Genomic DNA, 25,337 nt, shown 5'->3' on the forward strand with positions numbered 1-25,337 from the left:
GCGCGGCGCGGTTCCACCCGGTCCTCGGGCTGAACGGTGCCCGCGCTCGCCGCCGCCCTCGCCGAGGCGGCGCAGGGAACTGCCTCGGCGAGGGCGGCGTATCTGAGCCCCCGCCCCCTCCACACCACCACGGCCATCGCCCTCGGCACCGGCGGTCAGGCCTCGCCGATCGCCGTACCGAAGCCGCCGGTCTTGCGGGAAGCCGCAACCTTCCCTGACCGGGTCCCCGATAGCTCGACGGCACCGGATCGTCTCCCGAACAACCTCAGTCCAGGTGTCGGAACCCTCCCGGACCGGGACCCCCGAACGGCTCGACGACGGCGAGTCTCCTCCCGATCAACGCCAGTCCAGGTGCCGGAGCCTTCCCGCACCAGGTCTCCCCATAGCTCAACGACGCCGGGCCGTCCCGACCAAGGTCGGTGTCGTCGTCAACGACCGCTCGTGGACACCTCGTTCGGCGTCCTGACGGACCCCGGGCCGGTGGCACGGTGCGGCGCCGCGGAGCCTTCCGCGGGCTGGGACCTGGCCAGCCACAGACCGGTGATCACGGCGGTGGCCAAGGTCACCGCGCCCGCGGCCACGAAGGCGTCGTCGAGTCCGGTCTCGAGGGAGGCGCCGCCGGACTGCCGGGTGCGGACGACGGCTCCGAGCACCGCCACGCCGAGCACCGCGCCGATCTGCCGGGTGGTGCTGCTGATGCCGGAGGCGAGGCCGCCTTCTTGCGGGCTGACCGCCTGGATGGCGGCGCCGGTCAGCGGGGACATGGTCAGGGCGAAGCCGACACCGATGACTCCCAGCCGCCACCAGACATTGCCGTAGCCGGTGCCGGCGTGCACCGTGCCCAGCGCCATCAGCCCGCCTCCGGCCAGGGCCAGGCCGATGGTGACCACGACACGGAAGCCGTAGCGGGCTGCGAGCCGGCCCGCGAACGGGCTGACGATCACCATGGCGAGGGAGACGGGAAGGGTCTGCAGGCCGGCGCGCAGGATCGAGCTGCCCTGGACGTACACGAAGAACTGGGAGAAGAAGAACGACGAGCCCATGAGCGCGAACCCCACCACGATCATGGCGGTGTTGGACACGGTGAACAGTCGCTGCCGGAACAGCCGCAGCGGCAGCATCGGCGCGGTGCGACGCGCTTCGACGGCGACGAAGGCGGCGAGGAGGAGCGCCGCGGCGGCGAAGCTGCCCAGGATGACCGGTGCGGTCCAGCCGCGCGCGCCACCTTCGATCAGCCCGTAGGTCAGGGCCCCCACCGCCAGGCAGGACAGCACCGTGCCCGGGACGTCGATCGCGGGGGCGTTCGGATTGCGGGACTCGCCGAGGCGGCGCAGGCCGACCAGCAGCAGGACCACGCCGATGGGCAGATTGACCAGGAAGACGGCGGGCCAGCCGAAGGCGTCGGTCAGCACGCCGCCGGCCACGGGCCCGGCAGCCAGGCCGAGTCCGCTCAAGCCGGCCCACAGCCCGATCGCCTTGATGCGTTCCTGCGGCACGGGATACGCGGCGGCGAGCAGGGCCAGCGAGGCAGGGCTGAGCGCCGCCGCCCCGACGCCCTGGAGCATCCGGCCGGCGACCAGCCAGCCGACCGAGGGCGCGAGGCTGCACAGCACCGACGCGGCGGTGAACACCGCCACGCCGGCCAGGTACACCCGCTTGCGACCGAACCGGTCGGCGAAGACACCACCGGACAGCAGCAGCATCGCGACCAGCAGCACGTACGCGTCGACGATCCACTGCAGACCGGTCAGTTCGGTGTGCAGCCGGTGCTGCATGTCGGGCAGCGCCGCTCCGACGATCGTGTTGTCGAGCAGCACCATGAACTGGCCCAAGCAGGTCACCGTGAGCAGCACGGCCCGGTCGGGGCGACCGCCTGCAGCCGCGGGCGATGCAGCCATGGGGATTCCTCTCCCTCGGTGGGTGCGCCTCGCCACGGCCGACGCGGCCGACCTCCGGGCGCCTTAACGCAGCCGTCGACTGCGTTAGGCGACTGTACGGAGACCTCACCCACTAACGCAAGTGGCAACTGCGTTAAGGTGGGGGAATGGAGGATCAACAGCGAGCCCGGCGACCCGGCGGGCGCGGCGCCCGGGTCGGCGCGGCGGTGCACCAGGCCGTCACCGACCTGGTCAACGAGCGCGGCTACGGCAAGTTCACCGTCGGCGACGTCGCGGCGCGCGCGGGCGTGGCCGACAGCAGCATCTACCGCCGGTGGGGCAACCTGGAGGCCCTGCTCGCCGACGTGGTGCTGACCCGGCTCAACGCCAGGTCACCGATGCCCGACACCGGGAGCCTGGCCGGCGACCTGCGCACCTACGCGGCCCAGGTGGCCCGCGAGATCACCGGGCCCGACGGCCTGGCGCTGCTGCGCCTGGCCGTCGCCCTGTCCGGCGACGGTGAGCAGGGCGTGCGGGCGCGCGACGATCTCCTCGCCGAACGCGCCCGGCAACTGGATTCCATGCTCGATCGCGCCCGCGAGCGCGGCGAGAACGCACCCGACGCGCTCGGCGTGCTGGACCATGTGATGGCCCCGATGTATGTCCGCGTCCTGTTCGGCCTGGGCCCGCTCACCCCGGACTATGTCGACGGACTGGTCGACCGCCTGCTGTGACCTCGGCCGATCCTCTGACCGCGCCCTGGACGGCGAGGTCGGTTCACAAGGACGAGGACCTGACGTCGGCGAGCAGGGGCGCGAAGTACCCGCCGTTGCCCTCGGCGAAGCCGGCGAGCATGGCGGCGGCGTCGGCGCGGTCGGTCTCGTCGGGTTCGTCGGCGGTCAACTCGTTCTGCAGGATCCACATTTCGAGCATGACGGAGTAGCCGAGGAGCACGTCAGGGCCGCCCGCCGCGTCCAGCTCCGCCACGGCGACACGACGGACCACGTCCCGCAGCGGTGCGCGCTCGTCGGGGTCGCCGGGGCCGAAGGCCATTTTGACGAGCTCGTTGAGGTCGATCGCGAGGGGTGCGACGACGGCGAACTCGAAGTCGAGCAGGGCGACGACCCGGCCCTCGTGCCACAAGGTGTTCGGGGTGCAGAAGTCGCCGTGGTTGAGTGCCGTGGCCGCCTTGGGCAGGGCGGTCCAGAAGCGCTCGAGCGCCCGGCCGAGTCCCTTGGCCTGCTGTGCAGTCAGCTCTCCGGCTGTGACGAGCCGTTGGAGCGCTGCCGACGCCTCGGCCGGGCTGTCGGGGAAGAACGGTGAACGGGGGCGGGCGTGGGGCGCGGCGGCGGCCACGTCGACACGGTGGATGTGACGGGCTCGTTCCCACATCTGCCCGACGGCGCGTGACCGGGCGGCGGGGTCCAGCGACGGCCACACCTCCTCCAGGTTCCGGCCGGGCACCCGGCGGGTCAGCACCCATGCGTGGCCGTTCCGGACGCCCGCGTCGATGACCGGCGGGTGGCCGATCTCCGGGGGCAGGAGGCTCACCAGCCGCCTCTCACGGAACAGGTCCGTCGTTCCCGGCCTGGTCGCGACACGTACGACAAGGTCATCGGTCAGCCACGTGGCATTGGTCCAGCCTCGGCCGCGCTCGGCACTGCCGAGGTCTGCTCCGTGTTCGCGGAGGACCGCCTCGGCCACGCGCCCGGGAACGGAGGTGCGGAAGTCGCCGTGTGTCACAGCGGCACGCTAACAAGATCCCGGTCGGCGAACGCATCACCGTGAAGCGTGCTCCGCCGCGGGCAGTCAGCCCGCGGCGGGGGCGGTGAGAACGTTGGTGCCCAACGGATCGATCGTGATCCCCGAGGGCCGATCCGGGCCGGAGGGCCACCAAGGGGCGCCGACCGAGGCCCACAGCACGGCGCCTACCCCGTCGGAGCCCTCGTCGGCCGGGCCGGCCGGCAGCGCGACGCGAACCCGCACGGTCCGTGACGCACCCGGTTCGAGAGCGAACACCTCGCTCTCGATGTACGTCCGTCCCGTCAGGTCCTCCCACCGCCCTGCGCGGTCGATCGACCAACGCACGTGCTCTGTGGAGGCGTTCTGTGTGCCGGGAGCCAGGGAGACCGCGACGCGCAGACCGGAGCGGGTGCGGTCGCCGGCCGAGTTGCGCACCCGCACCCGCCATTCCACCGCCGCGCCGCCCGGGGCGGCCCTGAGAAGGTCCGGCACCGTGACCGTGAGGTGCGTGGCGTCCACGGGAAGACGCAACCGCGCCGCGGTCGCCGCCGGATGGGCGGCCGGATTCCGGCCGTCCTCGGTGATCTGCGCGGACACCATGTCGTACGCGGCACGGGGCCGGTTGTTCGCGTACTCGTGCTGCTGGTCCGCGGCGAACAGCCGGAAGTCGATCCGGGTGAGCGTCTTGCCGCCCTGCCGGAGCGGAACCCGGGCGACGTACTCGCCGTTGTCGTCCTGCTCGTTGGTCCAGGAGAGTCTGACATCCCGCCACCGTCCGTCCTCACGGACCTGGAGCCGGTCGGCGACGGTGCCGACGTAGACCGCCAGGGAGCGGTGGTCGGCCTGCGCGGATGCAACTCCCGCCACCGATGCGTGGAACGGGAACGGTGGGCCGCCGGGGACCAGCGTGCGGCCGTCCGCGCCGAGACGGACGACCGGCCGGGACGCCGCCCCGCCCGCCGACGGCTCCCGGGTCGGCGAGGTCCGCGGGCCGCCACACCCGGCGACCGCCGTAGCGGCGGCGAGCAGCATCGCCGCCGTGCCGAGACCGAACGTCCGTGACATGGGCGATCCTCCGCGCCGGATGGTGTCCGCGACACCGTCTCACAGCCGATGCCCTGCCGCTCCTCCAGGTCGGACGCCATTCAGCCGGCGCGCTGTTGCCCTGCCGGCCGAGTCGGCCGTCGTCGACGGCGGGGACAAGGCGATGGCCATGGCCCAACGGCATTGCCGGGGTGTCGAGTTGCTGTGGTGGATGGCGTACCGCGAGTCACTATGATCTTGATCATGACAGTGCAGAACCCCGAAAAGGCTCCGTCCCGCAAGCAGCGGCTCCAGGAGAAGCAGCGCCGCCAGCTGCTGGCGGTCGACATGGTGGACAAGGCCGAGGTCAAGGTGCGCAAGGCGGAGTCCGAACTGGCCGTGGCGGTCACCGAGGCCGTCCGCGTCTTCGGTGACGAGAAATCCGCGTCAGAGGGACTCGACATGCCGGTCGAGGCCGTCCAGCGCTTCCTCGCCATGGCGCTGGAGGCCGGCGTCGACCCCGTCGACCAGGCGGACGCCGCGACCTGACCCCGTCTGCCCCGCACGGGGGGTGCCGGAGCGTGAACCGGGCGGGCTCCTCCGGCACCCCCGAATCGGGGGTCGCTGACAGGGGCCGGCTCCGCCACGGGCCGGGGCGGCCCGTGGCGGCGGGGTCCGCTACGCCGCGTCGGCCCGTGCGGTCAGCCAGGTGCGGGTCGGGCGGCAGACCAGCTTGCCGTCCACCGCCCTGCACCAGGTCTGGTAGTCGGAGGAGAACAGGCGCTTGCCGACCCAGTCGTAGGCGTTCGGGGCGGGGCTGGTGCGCGGGGTGCGGGCAACGAATTCGGACGCGTCGTCGACGCTGCCCGTGCCGTCGTAGCGGGCGACCGCGGGGTACGGGTAGACCGGCCGCGTGCGGGTCACCGTGCCGTCGGTGACGTTGGACGCGATGATCCTGCCGGGCTCCGTCGCGGTCTCCGCCCACGCCATCACCGGGGTCAGGACGTCGAAGGTGTTCGGACCGTTGCCGCCACCGCAGTGCGCGACGCCCGGGAACATGTAGAGCTTGGCGAAGCTGTCGGCCTGCCGGGCGCCGACCGTCTTCTTCAGGGCGTCGTAGTAGGCCAGCGTCCCCTGCGGTGAGATGTGCTGGTCGTTCCAGCCGTGCCAGAGCAGCAGCTTGCCACCGCTCTTCTCGAAGGCGCTGAGGTCGGGGTCGAGGGCGGCGAGGTAACTGGAGGACTGGACCGTCTTCCAGAAGTTCTCCAGGGTGAACTTCAGGTCGGAGAGCTGGAAGTCGGGGTTCGCCGCGTTGGTGTGGGCGAGGTAGCGGGTGAAGGACGTCACGAAGTTCTCGCTGGCGACGGTCTGCCCCTGCCTGGCCGGCACGAACAGCGTCCACTCCAGCTCCGAGCCCCATTCATGCGCTGTCGCGAGCTCCAGCTTGTGGCCCTGCGCGTCGGTCGCGCCGTCGTGCAGCCGCTGGACGACGCCCGCCTGAGCCTCCGTCAGGCACGTCGACGCGTCCGCGCACACGAGCGTCCTCGGGTCGAAACGGCAGGTGCGCGGGTCGTCGAGAATGCCGTCCGCCACACCGTCGAGCGCGTCGCACTCGTCCAGCACGGCCCGGTGGATGAGGGGCAGCTTGTCCGCGAGAAGGATGTAGTTGCCGTCCGCGTCCTTGTTGGTGAGGACGTTCCAGGCGTGGTGGAAGGTGTTCTGGACGACCATGTTGTTGGCGGGCGCGCCGGCGGCGATGCCGTCGAAGTCGTCCGGGTAGCGCTGGGCCTCCATCAGAGCCTCACGGCCGCCGTCCGAGCAGCCGGTGAAGTAGGAGAAGGCGGGCCGTTGACCGTAGAACCTGCCGATGACCGCCTTGGCCACCTGGGAGGTGACGTGCACACCCCGATAGGCGAAGTCGATCTGCGCCTGCGGATTGTCCAGTGCCCACGAGCCGTCGTTCAGCCCCTGGTGCCCCATGTCGGTGGTGGCGCTCGCGACGGTGCCGTCCTCGACGACCGGACAGCCCGACGCCTGGCCGTAGTTGATGTTCGCGCTGCCGCACAGGCCGCCGCAGCCGGTCTGCACGTAGCGCTGGGTCCAGCCGTCGACCGGCAGCCGCATGACGAGGGTGTTCGCCGGGGCGATGGTGCCGCGGACCTCGCAGTACGGGGCGGCCGTCCCGGTCGTCACGACCGTCGCGGAGGTGATCGTGACCGGGGCGTCCGTGACGCCGTCGAGGTCGAGGGAGGTGACGTCCGCGCAGTCCGTCACCGGCTGGACGGCGGGGAGAGCGGCGAGGCCTTGGGCGGTGGCGGCGACGGGGCGGGTGGCCACCGCGCCGCTCGCGCTCGCCGAGGGCACCAGGAAGGTCGCGGCCAGCGCCGCCACGGCCGCGCAGGCCGCCACCGCCGGTCTCGTGCGGCCTCGGACGAGGGACCAACGCATGAGTTACCCCTTTCGGTGCGGGGCGCCCGGCTCGGACGAGGGCGCCCACCGAGCGGGTAGCCTGACTCACGGCGCAGATATCGTCAACAATTTCGACAACAATAAGCGGGGTCGGCGCAAAGCAGCGGTCGGACGCCGCGTGCCCGGCGGGGAGCAGGGATCACACCAGCTCCAGTTCCACGGGGAACGGCGCGGGGGCCCAGCGGTTTGGAGACGACCTCGGGGTGGCGCGACTGCGCCGCGACCTCCGACACCAGGACCACCCCCGGACCCCGCCACTTCGACCAGGGCGAGCAGTTCGTGGAAGTAGCGGGCCTCATCGCAGGCCGTGCACGAGGTGGGCGTGCGGCCCAGAGCGGATGCACCCGATGACCTTCAGCCGTCGGCCGCAACTGATGGCCTTCGGCCGTGGACGTACCCGGACATCCTCTGGCCGTCCGCCGTACCGAATGGGTTCCGGCCATTGACCAAGCGCGGTCATCACCCTAACCTCCATCCTCATATGTAGATGACGTCCATATGTATGGAGTGGGTTCATGACATTGAACAGGGTGGCTCAGGACGCCGCTCGACGGCTGCGGGACGGCATGGCACGCGGTGTGCTGTCCTTCCCGCTGACCAGCTTCACCGACGACGGCAGCCTCGACCTGGACGCCTACCGCGCCTATCTGGCCGACCAGTTGGCCACCGAACCCGGCGCGGTCTTCCCCGCCTGCGGCACGGGCGAGTTCAGCGCGCTGGACGAGGAGGAGTACCGCCGGGTCGTCACCGCGGCCGTGGAGGTGGCCGACGGCCACGTCCCCGTCGTCGCCGGCATCGGTTACGGCTGGGCCCAGGCCCTGCGCTTCGCCCGCATCGCCGAGGACGCCGGCGCCGACGCCGCGCTGGTGCTCCCCCACTACCTCGTCAAGGCCCCGCAGGAGGGCCTGGTCGAGCAGGTGCGCCGGATCGCCGCGGGCACCGGCCTCCCGCTCATCGTCTACCAGCGCGACCATGTCGCCTTCAGCGTCGAGAGCCTGCGCCGCATCGCCGAACTGCCCACGGTCATCGGCCTCAAGGACGGCCACAGCGACCTGGACCAGCTCCAGCGCCTCACCCTCGCCGCCCCCGACCATCTGCTCTTCTTCAACGGTGCCGCCACCGCGGAGATCCAGGCCCGCGCCTACGCCACGGTCGGCGTCCCCGCGTACTCCTCCGCGGTCCACGCCTTCGCCCCCGAGATCGCCGACGCGTTCTTCACCGCCCTGCGAATCGGCGACGACAGCACCGTGGACGGCCTGTTGCGCGACTTCTACGTCCCCCTGGTCGAACTGCGGGACCGGGTGCCGGGCTACGCGGTCTCGCTCGTCAAGGCCGCCGCCCGGCTGCGCGGCAGGCCCGTCGGCCCGGTCCGCGCCCCGCTGACCGACCCCGGCCCGCAGGACCTCGCCGAGCTGGAGGAGCTCCTGGCGACCGGCCTGGCCCTGGCCGCAGCCGCTCGCTGAACCACCCGACGGCGTCTCGCCGTTCGCCGAACCATCCACCGGTCGGGCACCCTGCCCGGCCGTGCCGCGCCACCTCACCTCACCACGACAGACGGCCGCCGCTCCCCGGACGGGTGGCGGTCGTCATCTGCGCACCGTGCGAAGCACAGTTCAAAGGGGAACTGCTCCATGCCTCTCGTCGTCGTCGGAATCAGCGTGCTGGTCCTGCTGTTCCTCATGACCAGACTGAAGTTCAACGGCCTCATCGCCCTCCTGCTCGTGGCCGTCGGCGTCGCGCTCGTCCAGGGCATCCCGGCCGCGGAGATCGCTGACGTCCTCGGCGAGGGCGTCGGCGACCAGATCGGCGACACCCTCCTCGTCGTCGGACTCGGCGCCATGCTCGGCCGCGTCATGGGCGACTCGGGCGCCGCCCAGCGCATAGCCGGCCGGCTGATCAACGCCTTCGGCCCGCGCCACGTCCAGATCGCCATGGTCATCACCGCCATGCTGATCGGCGTGACGATGTTCTACGAGGTCGCCTTCGTCATCATCGTGCCGGTCGCCTTCACCATCGTCCGGGTCACCCGCAAGAACCTGCTGTGGGTGGGCCTTCCGATGTCGATCGCCCTGTCCACGATGCACAGCTTCCTGCCGCCCCACCCCGGCCCCACCGCCGTCGCCGCCACCTTCGACGCCTCCGTGGGCCACACCCTGCTCTACGGTCTCTTCTTCGCCGTCCCCATCGGCGCGGGCATCGCGCTGGTGTGGCCGCGGCTGCCGTTCGTCCGGCGGATGAACCCCTCGATCCCCCAAGGGCTCGTCACGGAGCGGGTGTTCGAGGAGGACGAGATGCCGGGCATGGGCTGGTCGCTGTTCGTCGCCCTGGTCCCGATCGTGCTGATCGCGGGGGCCGCCGTGGCCGACATGGCGGTGTCCGACGACAAGAACCCGGTCCTGCACGCCGTCGACTTCATCGGCTCCGCCCCGGTCGCCCTGTTGCTGACGCTGTGCCTGGCCATCTGGGCGTTCGGCCCGCGCATCGGCCGCAGCCTGGACGAGGTCAGCGCCTCCTGTGTCTCCGCGGCCAAGTCGATGGCGATGATCCTGCTGGTCATCGGTGCCGGCGGCGCCTACAAGGGGGTCCTCGTCGAGGGCGGGATCGCCGACTACATCAAGGACTTCACCGAGGGCTGGGACATCTCGCCGATCATCCTGGCCTGGCTGATCGCCGCGATCCTGCGCATCGCCCTCGGTTCCGCGACGGTCGCCGTCGTCACGGCCGCCGGTGTGGTGGCCCCGCTCGTCGCGGGCAGCGGCGTCCACCCCGAGCTGATGGTGCTGGCCGTCTCCTGCGGCTCCATCGCCTTCAGCCACGTCAACGACCCGGGCTTCTGGATGTTCAAGGAGTACTTCAACCTGTCGGTCCTCGACGCGATCAAGGCCCGTACGACCTACACGACCGTGCTGGCGGTCCTCGGCCTGGGCGGCGTGCTCGCCGTCGAACGCGCCCTGGACGCCTTCGGCATCTGACCCGACTCCTCTCCGACAATCCCAAGGAACCTCCGATGACCAGCGGAAACCAGCCCACCGTCACCGCCTTCGAGGTCTATCCCGTCGCAGGCCGGGACTCGATGGAACTGAACCTCTCCGGGGCACACGGCCCCTACTTCACCCGCAACGTGGTCGTCCTGACCGACTCCGAGGGCCGCACGGGCCTGGGCGAGGTACCGGGCGGCGCGAAGATCACGCGGACGCTGCGGGACGCCGAGTCCCTGGTCGTCGGCGCGCGCGTGGGCGACTACAAGCGAATCCTGCGCGAGATCGGGGACCGGTTCGGCGACCGCGACTCCGGCGGCCGCGGCCTGCAGACCTTCGATCTCCGCACGACCGTCCACGCCGTCACCGCCGTCGAGTCCGCCCTCCTCGACCTGCTCGGACAGCACCTCGACGTCCCCGTCGCGGCCCTGCTCGGCGACGGGCAGCAGCGCGCGTCCGTACGGGTCCTCGGCTACCTCTTCTACGTCGGCGACCCCGACCGCACGGACCTGGAGTACGTCCGTGAGCCCGGCGCCGACGTGGCGTGGCACCGCATCCGGCACGAGGAGGCGCTCACCCCCGACGCGATCGTCCGCCAGGCCGAGGCGGCCTACGAGCACTACGGCTTCCGGGACTTCAAGCTGAAGGGCGGGGTGCTGGAGGGCGCGGAGGAGGTCAAGGCGATCCGGCGGCTGAAGGACCGCTTCCCCGACGCGCGGATCACCCTGGACCCCAACGGCGCCTGGTCCCTGCGCGAAGCGGTCGAGTTGTGCCGTCCCCTGGTGGGCACCCTCGCCTACGCCGAGGACCCGTGCGGCGCCGAGGACGGCTACTCGGGCCGGGAGATCCTCGCGGAGTTCCGCCGGGCCACCGGACTGCCCACCGCCACCAACATGGTCGCCACCGACTGGCGCCAACTGACGCATGCCCTGGCCCTTCAGTCCGTCTCCATCCCGCTCGCCGACCCGCACTTCTGGACCATGCAGGGCTCCGTGCGGGTCGCCCAGTTGTGCAACGCGATGGGCCTGACCTGGGGTTGTCACTCCAACAACCACTTCGACATCAGCCTCGCCATGGTCACCCACTGCGGCGCCGCGGCGCCCGGCGAGTACAACGCCCTCGACACACACTGGATCTGGCAGGAGGGGCTGGAACGCCTCACGGTCTCCCCGCCCCGCATCGTCGACGGTGAGATCGCCGTCCCCCGGGCGCCCGGCCTCGGGGTCCGGCTCGACCGGGAGCGCCTCCTCGCCGCGCACGAGCTCTACCGTGAGAAGGCCCTCGGCGCCCGCGACGACGCGATCGGCATGCGCTACCTCGTCCCCGACTGGACCTTCGACAACAAGCGTCCCTGTCTGGTGCGCTGACGCAGGTACGGGCGGCCCGTCCGGCCCGGCCGCCCGCCGGCCAGGTCGGCGCGGCGTCTCAGCCCAGCTTCGACGCCGACGGTACGACCACCCCGTAGAGGTCCTCGATCGTGGCGAGCGCGCTGCGGTGGAGCTGTTCGGCGCCGACCTCGGCCACGGCGGTCCGCAGCGGGCGGGTCGCGGAGGCGTCGGCGACGACGGTGGGCCGGTTGCCGCGCAGGAACGCCCCCTGGGCGGTGAAGGCCACGCACATGTGGGTCATGAACCCGGCGATGACCACGTCCTTGCGGCCGGCGGCGTCGACCTGGTCACCGAGGTCGGTGCCGACGAACGCGTCGGGCACGTGTTTGACCACGACCGTCTCACCGTCGGCCGGGGCGACCCGGGGGTGGATCCGTCCGATCTCGGCCCGGATGTCGTACGGCGTGCCCTCGCCGCCGTCGTTGACCACATGGATGACCTTCGCGCCGGCGCCGCGGGCGCGGGCGAGGAGGTCGGCGGCGGCGTCCAGGGCGGGCTCCCATCCCGTCAGTTCCATCACGCCGCGGGTGTAGGTGTTCTGGTAGTCGATCATGATCAGCGTGGCATCGGCCAGCGAGGCGGGGGTCTGGTCGAAGCCGTTGAGGTCGCGAAGAGTCGTCGTATGCGTGGTCATGCCTCCACGCTAGGAGCCGCACACCATGGCGACAATGTCATGTAACTTGCAGATACGGACATCAAGGCGCCGGGCACCGAGCGGAGGCGGATCTGCATGAGTGACGTCGGCGAACGGCTCATCGTCGTCGTTCTCTTCGACGGGGTCGACCTGCTCGACGTCACCGGCCCCCCGGAGGTGTTCGCCCTGCTGCGCCGCGAGACCGACGACGAGCCGGGATATCGCGTCGTCCTGGCGGCCGAGACCATGGACCCGGTGACCACCGCGGCCGGGGTGCGGGTGCTGCCCGACAGCACGTTCCGCGAGGTGGCCCGGCGCAGGATCGACACCCTGATGGTGCCCGGCTCGGTCGAGATCGACAGCGAACGGCGGGTGCACGCACTGGCCGACCCCGCCGTCGTCGACCGGGTGAAGGAACTCGCCGGCCGGGCCCGGCGCGTCGCATCCGTCTGCGTGGGCGCCCATCTCCTCGCCGCCGCGGGCCTGCTGGACGGCAGGCGCGCCACCACCCACTGGTCGACCGCGCACCAGCTCGCCGCCGATCATCCGCACGTCGAGGTCGACGCCGACCCCATCTTCATCCGCGACGGCGACGTGTGGACGGGGGCGGGCATCACCGCCTGCCTCGATCTCTCGCTCGCCCTGGTCGCCGAGGACTTCGGTGAGGCGACGGCGCTGCGGGTGGCCCGGCAGCTGGTCATGTATCTCAAACGGCCCGGCGGACAGAGCCAGTTCAGCGTCCCCATCGAGCCCGTCTCCACCACGCGGCGCATGGCGGACCTACGGCATCACATCAGCCGCCATCTGGCCGGTCCCCTCACCCTCACCGACCTGGCCGAGTACGCACACGTCAGCGAGAGGCAGCTCACCAGGATCTTCAAGACCGAGCTCGGCACGACCCCCGCCGCGTACGTCGAGTCCGCGCGCGTCGAAGCGGCCCGCAACCGGCTCGAAACCACGGACGACACCTTGGAGCGGGTGGCGTCCGCATGCGGTTTCGGCACCCTCGACACCTTGATCCGGGCGTTCCGCCGCCGGCTCGACACCACGCCGACGGAGTACCGGAGCCGGTTCCGGCACCTGGTGTAGGCACCTCCGGCAGGGCCGGCCACTGTGGTGCTCACACGGCCCGGCTCGGTGGCGGAGCCCCCGACGGCGTGCGCGTGGCAGAACGCCCCCGTCTGCACCACAAGCTGGCCAGGACTTCGTCCATACGGTGGCTGCGTCAAGTGCCTTGTCTCTAGGATGTATTGCCTGGTGCACCGGTCAGCTCGGTGCCGTACGCGACTGGGGAGACGATGGAGTCCGGGAAGCGGTTGTCCACCAAGATCGACGCCACGGTTCCGACCGCCGCGCGCATGTACGACCACTATCTGGGCGGCAAGGACAACTACGCGGCCGACCGTGCCGCCTGCGAGGAGCTGGACAAGGTGGTGCCCAGCACCCGGGCACTCGCGCTGAACAACCGGCGTTTCCTCCAGCGGGTGGTGGCGACGCTGGCGCAGGAGTACGGCATCCGCCAGTTCCTGGACCACGGGTCCGGTCTGCCCACGCAGAACAACGTGCACCAGGTGGCCCAGCGCATCGAGCCGACCTCGCGCGTCGTGTACGTGGACAACGATCCGATGGTCCTGGTGCACGGCCGCGCACTGCTGGACCAGAACGACCGTACGGCCGTGATCCAGGCCGACCTGCGCGACACCGACGTGATCTTCTCCCACCCCGACACCCAGCGGCTGATCGACTTCTCGCAGCCGGTGGGCGTGCTCTTCAACTCGGTGTTCCACTGCATTCCGGACAGCGAGACGGACGGTCCGCTCGCGGTGGTGAAGCGGGTGACCGAGCGGCTGGTGCCCGGCAGCTGCCTGGTGATGTGCCAACTGGTCAGCGGGGACCCCGAGGTGCGGGACTTCGTCACCGACTTCATGGACAAGGCCACGCAGGGGCACTGGGGCCGGGTGCGCGAGGAGAAGGACGTCGCGCACTGGTTCGAAGGACTGGAGATCCTCGAACCCGGCCTGGTGGAGGTGTCCACCTGGCGGCCGGACAGCGAAGTGGCGCCGCGTCAGCAGACCCACGAATGGGTCGAGTTCGGCGGGGCCGGCCTCCTCCTCTGAGGAAGCGGCACCCGCTCAGCGGCCCCCGTAACGCAGTTCGACGGTCTCGCGCAGCAGGTCGAGCGAGTCACGGGGGCTGAGCGCGTCGTCGGCCAGCTGGTCCAGCGCCACGCGGTACTGCTCGGTCTCGTCGCGGTCCTCCAGGAACGTGGCGCTCCTGATGTGCTCCAGATAGACGATGTCCGGCAGATCGAGGCCGCCGAAGCGCAGGTATGTGACGGGTATGGCCGGTGCGGACGCGTTGGTCACGTCCAGGGGCACCACCTGCACGACGACGTGCTGCTGCTCGGCCATCGTGATCAGATGCTCCAGCTGTTCGCGCATGATGTCGCGGCTGCCCAGGACCCGCAACAGCACCGACTCGTCGACGACCGCCCACAGCTGCGGCGCGTCCGGCCGCTTCAGCAACTCCGCCCTCTTCATGCGCAGTTCCACGCGGCGGTTGACCTCGCGGCTCGGGGCCGCGGGCAGGCCACGCTCCACGACGGCGCGCGTGTACGCCGGCGTCTGCAGCAGTCCGGGGACGTACTGGATCTCGAACGTACGGATGGAATCGGCCGCTTCCTGCAGACCCACGAGCCGGTCGAACCACTCCGGCATCAAGCGCTTGTCGAAGCGCTGCCACCAGCCGGGCTCACCGGCACGCATCAGCAACTGCAGCAGGACGGACGCCTCGTACTCATCCGTACCGTAGAAATCCAGTAGTGCGCGGACGTCGACCTCGGTGGGTGGCCGGCGGCCCTTGCCCGCCTCGATGCGGGACAGCTTCGCCGGGCTGAACCCCACGGCCCGCGCCGCCTGCTCCTGTGCCAGGCCGGCGTCTTCGCGCAGGCCCGCCAGCTGTACGCCGACCAGCATCTTCAGCAAGGTCGGCGCCGGCTCGGTGCGGTGCAGGTACGGCTCGAGACGGGAGACACGCGGTGACTCGGCGGGCATCCTGACTCCTGGTGGACAGAAGGCAACAGCCTTCATTATCGCACCCGTTGAACCCGGCGCACACGTCCTGATCCGAGCCGGGCACGGGCGGCGCGCCTCACCTTTCACAACAGGTGATTCCGCTCACCGCCTTTCACACCAGGCCGTCGAACTCCCCGTCCTTCACACCGGCGAGGAACGCGGCGACCTCTGCGGACGTGTAGACCAGCGCCGGACCGTGCGGATCACGGGAGTTGCGTATCGCCACGCCTCCCCCGGCCAGAGGCGCGACCTCGACGCAGTTGCCCTCGGCGTTGCTGTGCCGGCTCTTGGTCCAGCGGACGCCCAGTGAACTCGCTTGCACCCCGTTCGGAACTGACGGCACAGCAGCCTCCTCGCACATGGCTGGCTCGATCCGCACGCGCAATTTCTCGTGAAATTGCACGGACGGGCTTTCGAGGTGGATAATAACTCCGTCGCCAACGTCCGTGCTGGCGCCCAGTCCTGACGTCCAGACGTCACCCACAGGAGATGCCGTGTCGCAGCCCGCGCACCCAGCACCCTGGTTTGGTTCGACAGTGCTCCCCGCACACCGGGCCGCACCGCTCGCCGCCGCTTCCGCCCCCACCCGCAGAAGCACCACCCTGCGCCTGCCCGGCAGCAGTGAGGGGTGCGCCCTCGCCCGCGAGTTCACCGAACGCATGCTGAGCGAATGGGAGTGGGACGGGTGCCGGGACGACGCCCTCACCGTCGTCTCCGAACTCACCGCCAACGCCGTGCTGCACGGTCGGAAGAACGGCTCGCCCGACGGCGCCGACTCCGACGTTTGGCTGCGGCTCACGCGCCGCGCGGCCCACTTGGTGTGCGCCGTGACCGACCAGGGCGAAGGATTCCCGCGCGCGGCGCACGCGCCGGACATGTTCAGCGAACACGGCCGCGGTCTGATGATCGTGGAGGCCCTCTCGCAGCACTGGGGCTGGACACGCCACGCGCCCCCGTACAAGACCGTGTGGGCCATGCTGCCCACGGGAGGCACCTGACATGCGGTCGCTGACCGAGCTCCGAAGCGGTGCGGCAACCGTCCAGGAGCCCCAGCAGGCCACGACACTCCGCGATGTCGGTCTCGTGTCCTGGGGCGAGATCGAGGACTCGTCAGGGTCCGCGGCCGCCATTCCCTTCCTGCTCGCGGCGATCGCCTCGGGGGACGAGGCCGCCGCGCACAACGCGCTGGACCGCCTGCGGCACCGGATCTGCCGCCACGGCTTCGTCGTCGGACAGGCAACGGCCGTCACGGTCCCCTTCCTGTGGGACCTGGCCCAGCGCCCGGAGACGCCGTGCCGTGCAGAGATCCTGGGCCTGCTGCGGAACATAGCCGACGCCCGGCAGTGGGAGACCACGGCGGCCGCCTACCCGAAGCTCCGCCGACTGCACGGTGATCACATCGAGTGGGAGTCAGCGGCCCGCCGCGCCGTGCGCGCCCAGCGCGGTGTGATCCCACGGCTCCTGGCCGAGCGCGACCACGAACTCGTGGACGCGACCAAGGCCCTCGCCTCCACGCTGGCCGACTGAGAACCATAAGGGCCGGACGCCGCGCACGCCCCGGAGCGACGACCGCCGCCCCCTAGGAGACGGCGGTCTTTGCGTACCGGGTCCCGAGGCCATGACAGCGGCCTCGGGACGGCAGGCGGGTTCGGAACACAAACCCTGGATGAATGGGGCGACTTCCGCCGCCCGTCAGTTCGTGCTCTGGGTCCGACGGCGGCGCACGATGAGGAACGTGCCGGCACCCACGGCCACCGCCGCCGCGGCCGTGCCCGCGAGGGGAAGTGCCGAGGAGGAACCCGTGTCCGCCAGATTGCCCCCGGTCGTCGACCCGCCGCCTCCGGTCGCCGACCCTCCGGTCGTCGTCGCGTTGCCGCCGGTCGTCGTGCCGCCGCTGTTCGACGACGACCCGCCGCCCGAGCCGCCGGAACTGCCCGAGCCGCCGGAACTGCCCGAGCCACCGGAGCTTCCCGAGCCGCCCGTCGCACCACCCGTGGAGCCGCCCGGTCCCCCGCCCGTGACGTCCAGCGTGATGTCGGCCTTGTCGTTGCTCTTGTCAGGATCGAACGGGCGCTTTTCGGTGCTCAGCGCCACCGAACCCTTGGCGTCAGCCACCCGCTTGTCGATCTTCAGCTTGAAAGTGTAGGTCTCCTGGCTGCCCTCATTGAGCGAGCGCATGCCGCAGACGTACGTCTGCTCCTCGGCCCGGCAGAACTGGCCGCGCTTGACGACCGACGTGCCGGCGGGAAGCGTGATGACCACGTGCACGGCCGGGTCGCCTTCCCTGGGCCACACCCAGGCGGGCCCGGCGTTGGTGAACGTCGCGTTCATCGTCACCGTGTCGCCGATGCCGCCCTTCAGCGCGGCACCCGTCACCTGGTAGTCGGCGGTGTTGACGACGGTGACAGGAACCGTCACGACCTCGCGGGAGCCCTCGGCACCGGCCTGCGCCTCGACCAGTTTCACCGCCGGTGCGGTTCCGGCCACCGGATCGGTGCCGTTGTCCTCAAAGCCGGGAGCAACGTCCCCGACACGCACCCGGAGTTCCTCGTTGAGCGCGCGGTCCAGTGCCTTGACGTGCAGCAGCGTCTCGGGGGTATAAACGGCGCCCGGCTCCACCGCCTGGTCGAACGCGCACGATGCCGTCCATCTCTCGGGCATCTCGTCGTACGGCCGGACGTGCTGGACGAGGCAGTTGGAGGGGACCTCGGCCAACTCGAGTCCCCGGCTGACGGAGTAGGACACCCACACCTGCTCGGTCGCCCCGGTGCCCTTGTTGGCCACGGTGACCGGCACGTCGAAGCCATCGCCCGGTTTCAGCCCGTCGACCGGGGTGACGCCGCCGACGACCAGTTCGGGAGCGGTTTCGTCGCCGAAGGCGGCGGGGGCCGTGGCCAGCGCGATCAGGCCGGCCGCCCCGAAGGCGGCGGCACCGGCACGACGGGCGCGACGGTTGCGTGGGGATACGGGCATGGGGAGATCCTCTGTCGGGACGCAGGTGAACCGACGGTGTCCTGGAAGCAGACAGTCCGCCGCTCCCTAGACTCCTGCGGGCCCCCGAGGGTTGCACGGCCGACGCCGCTGGGAGATCCGTCGAGAACACGTACCCGTCGCACGTCGCCGACGGTGACCCCACACGGTGCGCCGTCCCGTCGGAATCGACGTACGTGAATGCGCGAAGCCTGCGGGACGTGGTCGTCGGCGCGACGAAGCGGTCCTCGACACCGGGCCTCTTCCACTTCGACGCCCGCATCGGCTTCATGCCGTGCGCCGGAGGCTGTGCCGCGGTCCGGACACCGGGGGCCGCCCGCGTCAACTTCCCCGACCCCGAGGGGGGCCGCCGTTCAGGGCGGCCGTGACGGACACGGCAAAGATCTCCGAACTCGCCGACCGCCGGATGTCGAGAACGCGCCGATCGCTCCGTCCCTGGGTGGAAGCCGCAACCGAACCTGGAGGACAGCCATGCGAGCGGACGAGATCACCGAGATTCTCCGGTTGCCGAACAGCCAGGAGCTGCTGGCGCGCGACGTGGTCCGGCTGGCGTACGTGGCCAAGGACGGCACACCCAGGAACGTTCCGATCGCGTTCACCTGGAACGGTTCCGAGATCGTCATGTGCACCTCGAAGAACGCCCCGAAGCTGCCGGCGCTGCGCGCCAACCCGATGGTCGCCCTGACGATCGACACCGAGGTGCACCCGCCCAAGATCCTGCTCATCCGCGGCCGCGCCGAGCTGGAGGTCGTCGACGGCATCCCGGACGAATACCTGCAGATCAACGGCTCGTACGAGATGACGCCCGAGCAGCGCGTCGAGTGGGAGGCCGAGGTCCGCTCGCTCTACGACGGCATGGTCCGCATCGTGGTCACCCCGACCTGGGCAAAGCTGATCGACTTCGAGACCACCCTGCCGAGCGCGGTCGAAGAGCTGATCCGGCAACGGGCGGGTCGATGACCTGGGAGGTCACCTGGGCGCTGATCCTGGGCTTCGTTCTGTCCGCCGTCGTGCGGGCGGTGGGCCGCCGCCGCTCCACGGTCGTACGCCTCCTCGGCGAGGTCTTCGAGATCGCCTCGGCCAACCTGGTCATCGAACTGGGCATCGTCATGGCGCTGTTGATGGGCTGGCAGTTCAGGGCGGCCGAGTTCGCCGGCGGGCCGATCATGATCGTCGTACTCGCCGCGCTGTTCCGGCTCTTCCTCCGCGAGCGGCTGCTGCGTCAGGCCCGTGAACAGGCCGAGCGCGGGGTGACCGGCTCCATGGAAGGCCACGCGGCGATGGACATGTCCGTGGGGGGGCGAGGGCAGTTTCGCGCGCAGGCTGTTCTCACGGGACGGCTTCACGTCCGTGGCGCACATCTTCGTCATGGAGTGGGCGGCGATCCTGCGGGACCTGGTGGTCGGCCTGCTGATCGCGGGCGCGATCGCGACGTTCGTCTTCGGCGGTCTGGGGCTGATGCCCGACCAGGCCGACGCCACGATCCCGGAGGAAGGGATCACCTGGACCTACACGACCTGGCTCAACATCGTCTTTCTGCTGCGGCACGGGCCCGACGAGGCCACCCACGCGCGCGAACACTGATCGAGGCCGCGTGGCGCTTGCGGGCCACCGGGGCCGGCGATCCGCGCCCGGGGCGGTGGTCATCGGCCCTGTCCCGGGCTGTAGTGCCCTAGGAACATCTCCACTCCGCTGACGACGAGGCGGTCCGTGAGGTCGTCCTCGATCCGGGTGCCGTAGGTACCGAAGACCATGTGGGGGAAGACCAGCAGGGCGTAGAGCTGGATGATCGCCGCCTCCAGGTCGGGGATGACCAGCCGTCCCTGCTCGGCGAGTTCGCGCAGGGCGCCGGCGACGACGGGGTGATGGCTCTCCGGGCCGTGCTCCTGCCAGCCCCGCCCGAGTTCGGGGAAGCGGTGCTGCTCGGCGGCGACGAGGTTGCGCAGGGCGATGACGTCCTTGTCCGTCCTGACGGCGTGCACCCAGGCGCGGGCGGCATCGACGAGGGCCGTCCGGAGGTCCTCGGCCGCGGCCAGTCCTTCCAGCGCGGCCGAGGAGGCGTCGCCGAGGGACTCGTCCAGGGCGCTGCTGATGACCGCGCTGAACAGCGCCTCTTTGCTGCCGAAGTGGTTGTAGACGGTCACCTTGGACACGCCCGCTCGGGCGGCGATGGTGTCCATGCCGACACCGAAGCCGTCCCGCAGGAAGAGCTCACGGGCCGCCCGGACGATGGCCTGCCTCTTGAGTTCGGCCCGGGGGCCGCTGGGGCGCTGCTTGACGCTGTCCACGCTCATGGGCCCGATCCTAGCAATTGGCTGAACTGTACAGTTGAGTTCATATGAACTGTGCCGTACAGTTCAGCAAAGATCGGGGCGGTAGCCGTGGTCGGCGTCGGCGCACCCGGCGTCACCTCCGCATCTCTCCTCGCCCCCTCTCATACCGCTCCCACAGTCCGCGCCCGGACGACGCCCAGACGACAAGGACGCCTCATGACTCGACCCGCACCGAGCGCCGGCCACGCGCCGGACCGGCACCACCCGCCCGTCGATCCACGCCGCTGGGCGGCTCTGACCGTCATCTGCGTCGCCCAGTTCATGCTCATCCTCGACGTCACCGTCGTGAACGTCGCGCTGCCCGACATGGCCTCCGACCTCCACCTCGACCGGGCGGCGCTGACCTGGACGGTCACCGCGTACACCTTGTGTTTCGGTGGTCTGATGCTGCTCGGTGGCCGCCTCGCGGACGCTTTGGGCGCCCGCCGCACGCTGCTCGCCGGGCTCGCACTGTTCACCGCCGCGTCCCTGGTCACCGGGCTCGCCGACAGCGCGGCCATGCTGCTGGGCGGACGGATCGCCCAGGGTGTCGGAGCCGCCCTGCTCTCCCCCGCGGCACTCTCCATCGTCACCACCACCTTCCACGGCGCCGAACGCAACAAGGCGCTGGGCGTGTGGGCCGCCGTCGGCGGCTCCGGCGCGGCGGCCGGTGTCCTCATCGGCGGCGCACTGACCGACGGACCTGGCTGGCAGTGGGTCTTCTACATCAACGTGCCCATCGGCCTGGCCGTCCTCGCGGTTCTGCCGGCACTCGTGCCCGCCCGTGCGCCGCAGCCGGTCCGGCTCGACGTACCCGGCGCGCTCCTGGTCACCGCCGGCACCGGCTCATTGATATACGGCCTGGTGAAGACGGGTGACGCGGGCTGGGGCGGCACGGCCACGCTGGTGCCGCTGGCTGCCGCGGTGGTGCTGTACGCCGGCTTCGGCGTGGCCGAACGGGCGAGCCGGGCCCCGTTGATGGACCTGCGGATGTTCACTCGCCGCCCGGTTCTCGCGGGGGCGTTCCTGATGCTGGTCGCCACCGGGCTGCTGATCGCGTACTTCTTCCTCGGGTCGGTCCATCTCCAGCACGTCCGGGGCTTCAGCCCGCTGAAGACCGGTCTGCTGTTCCTGCCGGTGGCGGTGGCCACCGGCGTCGGGGCGCATCTCGGCTCCCGGCTCGTCGGGCGGGTCGGCAGCCGCGCGGTCGCCGTGACCGGCATGGTGATCGCCGCCGCCGGGTCCGTGCCACTGACCCGGGTGTCCGCCGCCGGCAGCGCATACACGGGCCTGCTGCCCGGCTTCGTCGTCGCCTGTCTCGGTCTGGGCGCGGTCTTCGTCACCGCCACCACCACCGCGCTCGGCATGGTCGACCGTCACGAGGCGGGTCTCGCCTCCGGAGTCGTCAACACCTTCCACGAAGTGGGCGGTTCGATCGGCGTGGCGGTCGTCTCCACGATCGCCGCCTCCGGCATCGACTCCGGCTCGGCCGGCGGCTTCAGGGACGCCTTCACCGCCTGCACGGTCGCGGCGGCCGCGAGCGCCGCGGTGTCCCTGGGGCTCGTACCGCGCGGCAGGCCGCAGCTGACCGGAGGGCCGCACGTGCACTGACGGGAAACACCTGGCGCGATACCCCTAAGGGGTATACAGCCCATGCCTGCGGGGCCCGAGAACACGGAGTTACCACAGGCGTCGAGGTGAGCTCTTTGCACTCGCACGCGACGCGCTGCCCGACCTGAACGACGCCCGCCCACAGTCCCGGGTGCTCGGTGCCGGTCATTGCCAAACGGACACGGGAAGCGCTGCTCCAGCGTTTCATCTCCCTGCGCTAACTGTGTCGACCGGGCAGGTGTCCGGTCTGCAAGTGGCCGTCCCCCTCGAGGTCGAGCGCGTGGGTGGGCAGCGTGTGTCCGAAGCACCTTTCGTTCGGATCGGTTCCGGACGCGTGAAGCACAGTGAGCGTCTCGTAGTCACTGGCCTCCGCCCGCGAACGGCCCCCTTATCCGCCACGAGGCACCGGCGACAAATCCCTTTGAGGAGACCCGTGATCTCTCCTAGGTTGGCCCGCGTGACAAACGAGGTGCCCTACCGGCCGCTCCCCGTGGACCAGTCGGACGTTCGCTACGCCCACGGGCCCGACTCGACCCTCCAACCCGGTGTACCGGTCGGCGAGACGCTCGCATTCGACTGGAACGACAGCGCGGTCTACCCGGGCACGTCCCGGAAGTTCTGGGTTCACGTGCCCGCCGCTTACAACCCCGCGCAGGCAGCGTCGTTGATGGTGTTCCAGGACGGATGGTGGTACCTGGACCCCGAGGGAGAGGTCCGCGGCGCGATCGTCCTGGACAACCTCGTCCACCGCGGCGACATCCCGGTCACCATCGGTGTGTTCGTCGACCCCGGCGTCTTCCCCGACGCCGAGGACTCCAAGAACCGCAACACCGAGTACGACGCGTTCGACGACCGGTACGCCACGTTCCTGCTCGACGAGATCATCCCCGAGGTCACCCGGCGGTACACGATCGCCGCGGACCCTGACCGGTGGGGCATCTGCGGTAGCAGCAGCGGCGGCAACTGCGCCTTCACCGCAGCGTGGCTGCGCCCGGACAAGTTCCGCCGCGTCATCGGCTACCTGTGCAGCTTCGCGCAGATGCCGGGCGGCAACCCCTACCCCGACCTGATCGCCCGCCACGCGCGGGGCCCGCTGCGCGTCTTCCTCCAAGCCGGCCACCGCGACCTGGGCTGGAACGAGCCCGAGAGGAACTGGCTGGCCCACAACCTGCGCGTCGCGGCCGCCCTCGCGGAAGGGGGCTACGACTTCCGTCTGGTCCTGGGCGACGGCGGCCACAGCCCCAACCACGGCGGGGTTCTCCTCCCCGACGCACTGCGCTGGCTGTGGCGGGCCGACGAGGCCTGAACGCCACCGGTGTTCGGCAGCCGTGCCCGGCTACTAGCTGCCGTGTACGCCGGGGCGGTGTCCCGGCCATCGCCCACGAAGCCAACTGTGACACTCGCCGTGGCGGCCGTTTCTCCCTCTCAGCGCAGTTGCTCGGCCAGTCCGACGATGATCCCCTCCGGGCCGCGGAGGTAGCAGAGCAGATTGCTGTCCTCGAACTGGGCGATCCCACCGACGAGTTCGGCACCGTGAGGGCGCAGGCGGGCAACGGTGTCCTTGAGGTCGTCGACGGCGAACATGACACGGTGCGTGCCCAGAATGTTGTGCGGCCGGTCACGCTCGGTGCTGATCGCCGCGGGGCTGAGGTACTTCGCCAGTTCGAGCCGGCTGTGACCGTCCGGGGTCCGGAGCATCGCGATGTCGCAGTGGACACCGTCGAGTCCGGTGCACTGGTCGGCGAAGGGGCCCTCGGCCTCGCCCCGGCCTTCCAGCTCCATACCGAGTTCCACGAAGAAGGCGACTGCGGCATCCATGTCCTCGACGACGATGCCGACGTTGTCCATCCGCTGAATCGCCATGCTGATCTCTCCCTCTCATCCGTACGGCCCGTGATGGCCGCTGACATCCCTGGGACGGAGCCGCCGGGACGTTCTCGACATCCTCACAGGCCCGATTCGAGAAACATCGGCATCCGCACCGGGACGGGTGTCCCCTCGCCGGCTGATTTCGGCGGAGCCGGGCGACCATACGGTTCAGCGGGCCGCCGCGGGCGGCGGCAGTCGTAGGCCGGCGAGGTCCGGCGGTACCGGGCTGTCGGGCCGGAAGAGCGGTGAGGCCGGGCCGTCCTGCGCGGTGGCGGGCGCGTCGGTGAGACGGAACCGGTCCCGCAGCCGTCCGTAGAAGTCGGTGGGGTGCAGCCGGATGAGGCGCACCCGCTCCGGCGCGCGGAAGACGCCGATCCAGTCGCCGGGCTCGAGGACTCCGCGCAGTTGGCCGTCGACACTGACCACGGCGCGACCCGAGTGCGGCAGCACGCGCAGGGCGACCGGCTCGTCGGGCGCCGCGACGATGCTGCGGTCGAACGTCATGTGCGCGGCGATCGGGGTGAAGACGAGGGCGTCCATGTGCGGCGAGAGCACGGGGCCTCCCGCGGCGAAGCTGTAGGCCGTGGAGCCGGTGGGGGTGGCCACGGCCAGGGCGTCGGCCGAGTAGGCGGCCAGCAGCCGCCCGGCGAGGTAGACGCCGGCGCTGACCTGGTGGTCCCGGACGAGTTTTTCCAGGACGATGTCGTTGAGCGCGTGGACGTCCAGCCGAACGCCCCAGCCTTGTCCTCCGGCGCTCTCCGGACGCACGTGCGGTGCCGGCAGCGCCGGGCCGTGGCCGTAGCGCGTCAGGACCTCCAGCTCGCTCGGCATCTCCAGCGGCCGGGAGGCCCGCATCGTCAGGGTCATGCGCTCCTCGACGGAGGCGTGGCCGTCATGCACGGCGTCCAGGGCGGCCACCATCTGCGAGACGGAGACCTCGGTGAGGAATCCGACCTTGCCGAGGTCGACACCGAGCACGCTCGCACCGCTCCTGACCGCGATACGGGCGCCGCGCAGGAAAGTGCCGTCCCCGCCCAGGGTGACCACCAGGTCCGGGTTGCCGGCCGCCTCCGCCTCTTCCTGGCCGTGTCGCCGCCCGTGCTCGGCGCCCCACACATCGATGTCCGTGCAGCGGATGCCGTGGGACGCGCTCCACTCGCGCACCGTCCGCGCCGCCGCCCGGGCCTCGTCCCGGCCCTGATGCACGACGAGACCGAGACGACGAACGGGCATGAGGTCCTCCTGGTGGGATGGCACAGCGCCGATCCGGGGCAGGCAGGTCAGCTCTTTCCAGCCGAAATGCCCCGAACGCGGATCTCCGGGGAGCGTACCGGCCCGCACCGCGGCGGGCATCGTGATGCGACGTGG

General features: G+C 70.8%; 24 protein-coding genes and 1 pseudogene. 14 read left to right on the forward strand and 11 right to left on the reverse strand.

Annotated features, from left to right (window positions below):
• Window positions 1-428: 428 nt before the first annotated feature.
• A complete protein-coding gene (locus DI272_RS00545; protein WP_109493170.1) occupies window positions 429-1,898 on the reverse strand; it encodes an MFS transporter in 1,470 nt (489 codons plus the stop codon).
• 146 nt (window positions 1,899-2,044) lie between these two features.
• On the opposite strand from DI272_RS00545, the gene DI272_RS00550 reads away from it, so the two are divergent.
• Window positions 2,045-2,611 carry a TetR/AcrR family transcriptional regulator gene (locus DI272_RS00550; RefSeq protein ID WP_109493171.1) on the forward strand — a complete coding sequence of 189 codons (567 nt, stop codon included), beginning with the start codon at window positions 2,045-2,047 and terminating at the stop codon, window positions 2,609-2,611.
• A gap of 43 nt (window positions 2,612-2,654) precedes the next feature.
• Here DI272_RS00550 and DI272_RS00555 read toward each other — a convergent pair whose 3' ends face one another.
• Window positions 2,655-3,620, reverse strand: coding sequence for a phosphotransferase family protein (locus DI272_RS00555; RefSeq protein WP_219933833.1), 966 nt, complete (start codon window positions 3,618-3,620; stop codon window positions 2,655-2,657).
• 66 nt (window positions 3,621-3,686) lie between these two features.
• On the reverse strand, window positions 3,687-4,685 hold the full coding sequence (locus DI272_RS00560) for a hypothetical protein (RefSeq protein ID WP_109493172.1): 999 nt from the start codon (window positions 4,683-4,685) through the stop codon (window positions 3,687-3,689).
• A 222-nt stretch (window positions 4,686-4,907) separates the two neighbouring features.
• On the opposite strand from DI272_RS00560, the gene DI272_RS00565 reads away from it, so the two are divergent.
• Window positions 4,908-5,192, forward strand: coding sequence for a hypothetical protein (locus DI272_RS00565; RefSeq protein ID WP_258314401.1), 285 nt, complete (start codon window positions 4,908-4,910; stop codon window positions 5,190-5,192).
• 129 nt (window positions 5,193-5,321) lie between these two features.
• On the opposite strand, the gene DI272_RS00570 is transcribed toward DI272_RS00565, so the two are convergent.
• Window positions 5,322-7,091 (reverse strand): tannase/feruloyl esterase family alpha/beta hydrolase, encoded by a 1,770-nt coding sequence (locus DI272_RS00570; protein ID WP_109493174.1) that lies wholly within the window; start codon window positions 7,089-7,091, stop codon window positions 5,322-5,324.
• Between the two features lie 536 nt (window positions 7,092-7,627).
• Here DI272_RS00570 and DI272_RS00575 point away from each other — a divergent pair.
• The 3 genes from DI272_RS00575 (at window position 7,628) to DI272_RS00585 (ending at window position 11,457) form a co-directional block, all read left to right on the forward strand.
• Complete coding sequence (locus DI272_RS00575; protein WP_109493175.1) at window positions 7,628-8,575, forward strand: 5-dehydro-4-deoxyglucarate dehydratase; 948 nt, start codon at window positions 7,628-7,630, stop codon at window positions 8,573-8,575.
• A gap of 168 nt (window positions 8,576-8,743) precedes the next feature.
• Window positions 8,744-10,084 carry a gluconate:H+ symporter gene (locus tag DI272_RS00580; RefSeq protein WP_109493176.1) on the forward strand — a complete coding sequence of 447 codons (1,341 nt, stop codon included), beginning with the start codon at window positions 8,744-8,746 and terminating at the stop codon, window positions 10,082-10,084.
• Window positions 10,085-10,119: 35 nt separating this feature from the next.
• The gene (locus DI272_RS00585) at window positions 10,120-11,457 is read left to right on the forward strand and encodes an enolase C-terminal domain-like protein (RefSeq protein ID WP_109493177.1); all 1,338 of its coding nucleotides are present in this window, start codon (window positions 10,120-10,122) and stop codon (window positions 11,455-11,457) included.
• A gap of 58 nt (window positions 11,458-11,515) precedes the next feature.
• On the opposite strand, the gene DI272_RS00590 is transcribed toward DI272_RS00585, so the two are convergent.
• Window positions 11,516-12,112, reverse strand: coding sequence for an isochorismatase family protein (locus DI272_RS00590; protein WP_109493178.1), 597 nt, complete (start codon window positions 12,110-12,112; stop codon window positions 11,516-11,518).
• A 96-nt stretch (window positions 12,113-12,208) separates the two neighbouring features.
• Here DI272_RS00590 and DI272_RS00595 point away from each other — a divergent pair, with 96 nt between their 5' ends.
• Complete coding sequence (locus DI272_RS00595; protein WP_109493179.1) at window positions 12,209-13,201, forward strand: GlxA family transcriptional regulator; 993 nt, start codon at window positions 12,209-12,211, stop codon at window positions 13,199-13,201.
• Between the two features lie 209 nt (window positions 13,202-13,410).
• Window positions 13,411-14,229 carry an SAM-dependent methyltransferase gene (locus tag DI272_RS00600; protein WP_109493180.1) on the forward strand — a complete coding sequence of 273 codons (819 nt, stop codon included), beginning with the start codon at window positions 13,411-13,413 and terminating at the stop codon, window positions 14,227-14,229.
• A 15-nt stretch (window positions 14,230-14,244) separates the two neighbouring features.
• On the opposite strand, the gene DI272_RS00605 is transcribed toward DI272_RS00600, so the two are convergent.
• Both DI272_RS00605 and DI272_RS00610 read right to left on the reverse strand, forming a co-directional pair.
• Complete coding sequence (locus DI272_RS00605) at window positions 14,245-15,165, reverse strand: helix-turn-helix transcriptional regulator (protein WP_109493181.1); 921 nt, start codon at window positions 15,163-15,165, stop codon at window positions 14,245-14,247.
• A 133-nt stretch (window positions 15,166-15,298) separates the two neighbouring features.
• Window positions 15,299-15,529 (reverse strand): DUF397 domain-containing protein, encoded by a 231-nt coding sequence (locus DI272_RS00610; protein WP_109493182.1) that lies wholly within the window; start codon window positions 15,527-15,529, stop codon window positions 15,299-15,301.
• 193 nt (window positions 15,530-15,722) lie between these two features.
• Between DI272_RS00610 and DI272_RS00615 the strand changes: the two genes are divergently transcribed.
• Window positions 15,723-16,184, forward strand: a complete 462-nt coding sequence (locus tag DI272_RS00615; RefSeq protein ID WP_258314402.1) for an ATP-binding protein — start codon at window positions 15,723-15,725, stop codon at window positions 16,182-16,184.
• Window position 16,185: 1 nt separating this feature from the next.
• Window positions 16,186-16,713, forward strand: a complete 528-nt coding sequence (locus DI272_RS00620) for a hypothetical protein (RefSeq protein ID WP_258314403.1) — start codon at window positions 16,186-16,188, stop codon at window positions 16,711-16,713.
• A 165-nt stretch (window positions 16,714-16,878) separates the two neighbouring features.
• Here DI272_RS00620 and DI272_RS00625 read toward each other — a convergent pair whose 3' ends face one another.
• Window positions 16,879-18,159 carry an LAETG motif-containing sortase-dependent surface protein gene (locus DI272_RS00625; RefSeq protein WP_109493183.1) on the reverse strand — a complete coding sequence of 427 codons (1,281 nt, stop codon included), beginning with the start codon at window positions 18,157-18,159 and terminating at the stop codon, window positions 16,879-16,881.
• Window positions 18,160-18,353: 194 nt separating this feature from the next.
• Here DI272_RS00625 and DI272_RS44085 point away from each other — a divergent pair, with 194 nt between their 5' ends.
• From DI272_RS44085 to DI272_RS00635, 3 genes and pseudogenes are all read left to right on the forward strand, one after another.
• Window positions 18,354-18,545 (forward strand): hypothetical protein, encoded by a 192-nt coding sequence (locus tag DI272_RS44085; protein ID WP_146238294.1) that lies wholly within the window; start codon window positions 18,354-18,356, stop codon window positions 18,543-18,545.
• Between the two features lie 103 nt (window positions 18,546-18,648).
• Window positions 18,649-19,137 (forward strand): pyridoxamine 5'-phosphate oxidase family protein, encoded by a 489-nt coding sequence (locus DI272_RS00630; RefSeq protein WP_109493184.1) that lies wholly within the window; start codon window positions 18,649-18,651, stop codon window positions 19,135-19,137.
• Window positions 19,134-19,719: pseudogene (locus tag DI272_RS00635) on the forward strand (permease); the annotation flags it as partial. The gene DI272_RS00630 and the pseudogene DI272_RS00635, both read left to right, overlap by 4 nt.
• Window positions 19,720-19,820: 101 nt before the next feature.
• Here DI272_RS00635 and DI272_RS00640 read toward each other — a convergent pair.
• The gene (locus tag DI272_RS00640; RefSeq protein ID WP_109493185.1) at window positions 19,821-20,471 is read right to left on the reverse strand and encodes a TetR/AcrR family transcriptional regulator; all 651 of its coding nucleotides are present in this window, start codon (window positions 20,469-20,471) and stop codon (window positions 19,821-19,823) included.
• A gap of 195 nt (window positions 20,472-20,666) precedes the next feature.
• Between DI272_RS00640 and DI272_RS00645 the strand changes: the two genes are divergently transcribed.
• Together DI272_RS00645 and DI272_RS00650 are read left to right on the forward strand one after the other, a co-directional pair.
• Window positions 20,667-22,100, forward strand: a complete 1,434-nt coding sequence (locus DI272_RS00645; RefSeq protein ID WP_109493186.1) for an MFS transporter — start codon at window positions 20,667-20,669, stop codon at window positions 22,098-22,100.
• A gap of 457 nt (window positions 22,101-22,557) precedes the next feature.
• Window positions 22,558-23,406: an esterase family protein gene (locus DI272_RS00650; RefSeq protein ID WP_109493187.1), complete on the forward strand. Its 849-nt coding sequence runs from the start codon at window positions 22,558-22,560 to the stop codon at window positions 23,404-23,406.
• 119 nt (window positions 23,407-23,525) lie between these two features.
• Here DI272_RS00650 and DI272_RS00655 read toward each other — a convergent pair whose 3' ends face one another.
• Both DI272_RS00655 and DI272_RS00660 read right to left on the reverse strand, forming a co-directional pair.
• The gene (locus DI272_RS00655; protein WP_109493188.1) at window positions 23,526-23,963 is read right to left on the reverse strand and encodes a VOC family protein; all 438 of its coding nucleotides are present in this window, start codon (window positions 23,961-23,963) and stop codon (window positions 23,526-23,528) included.
• A gap of 174 nt (window positions 23,964-24,137) precedes the next feature.
• Window positions 24,138-25,202: an NAD(+)/NADH kinase gene (locus DI272_RS00660; protein WP_109493189.1), complete on the reverse strand. Its 1,065-nt coding sequence runs from the start codon at window positions 25,200-25,202 to the stop codon at window positions 24,138-24,140.
• Window positions 25,203-25,337: the final 135 nt, after the last annotated feature.

Source organism: Streptomyces sp. Act143, from assembly GCF_003143935.1.
Classification (GTDB): Bacteria; Actinomycetota; Actinomycetes; order Streptomycetales; family Streptomycetaceae; genus Streptomyces.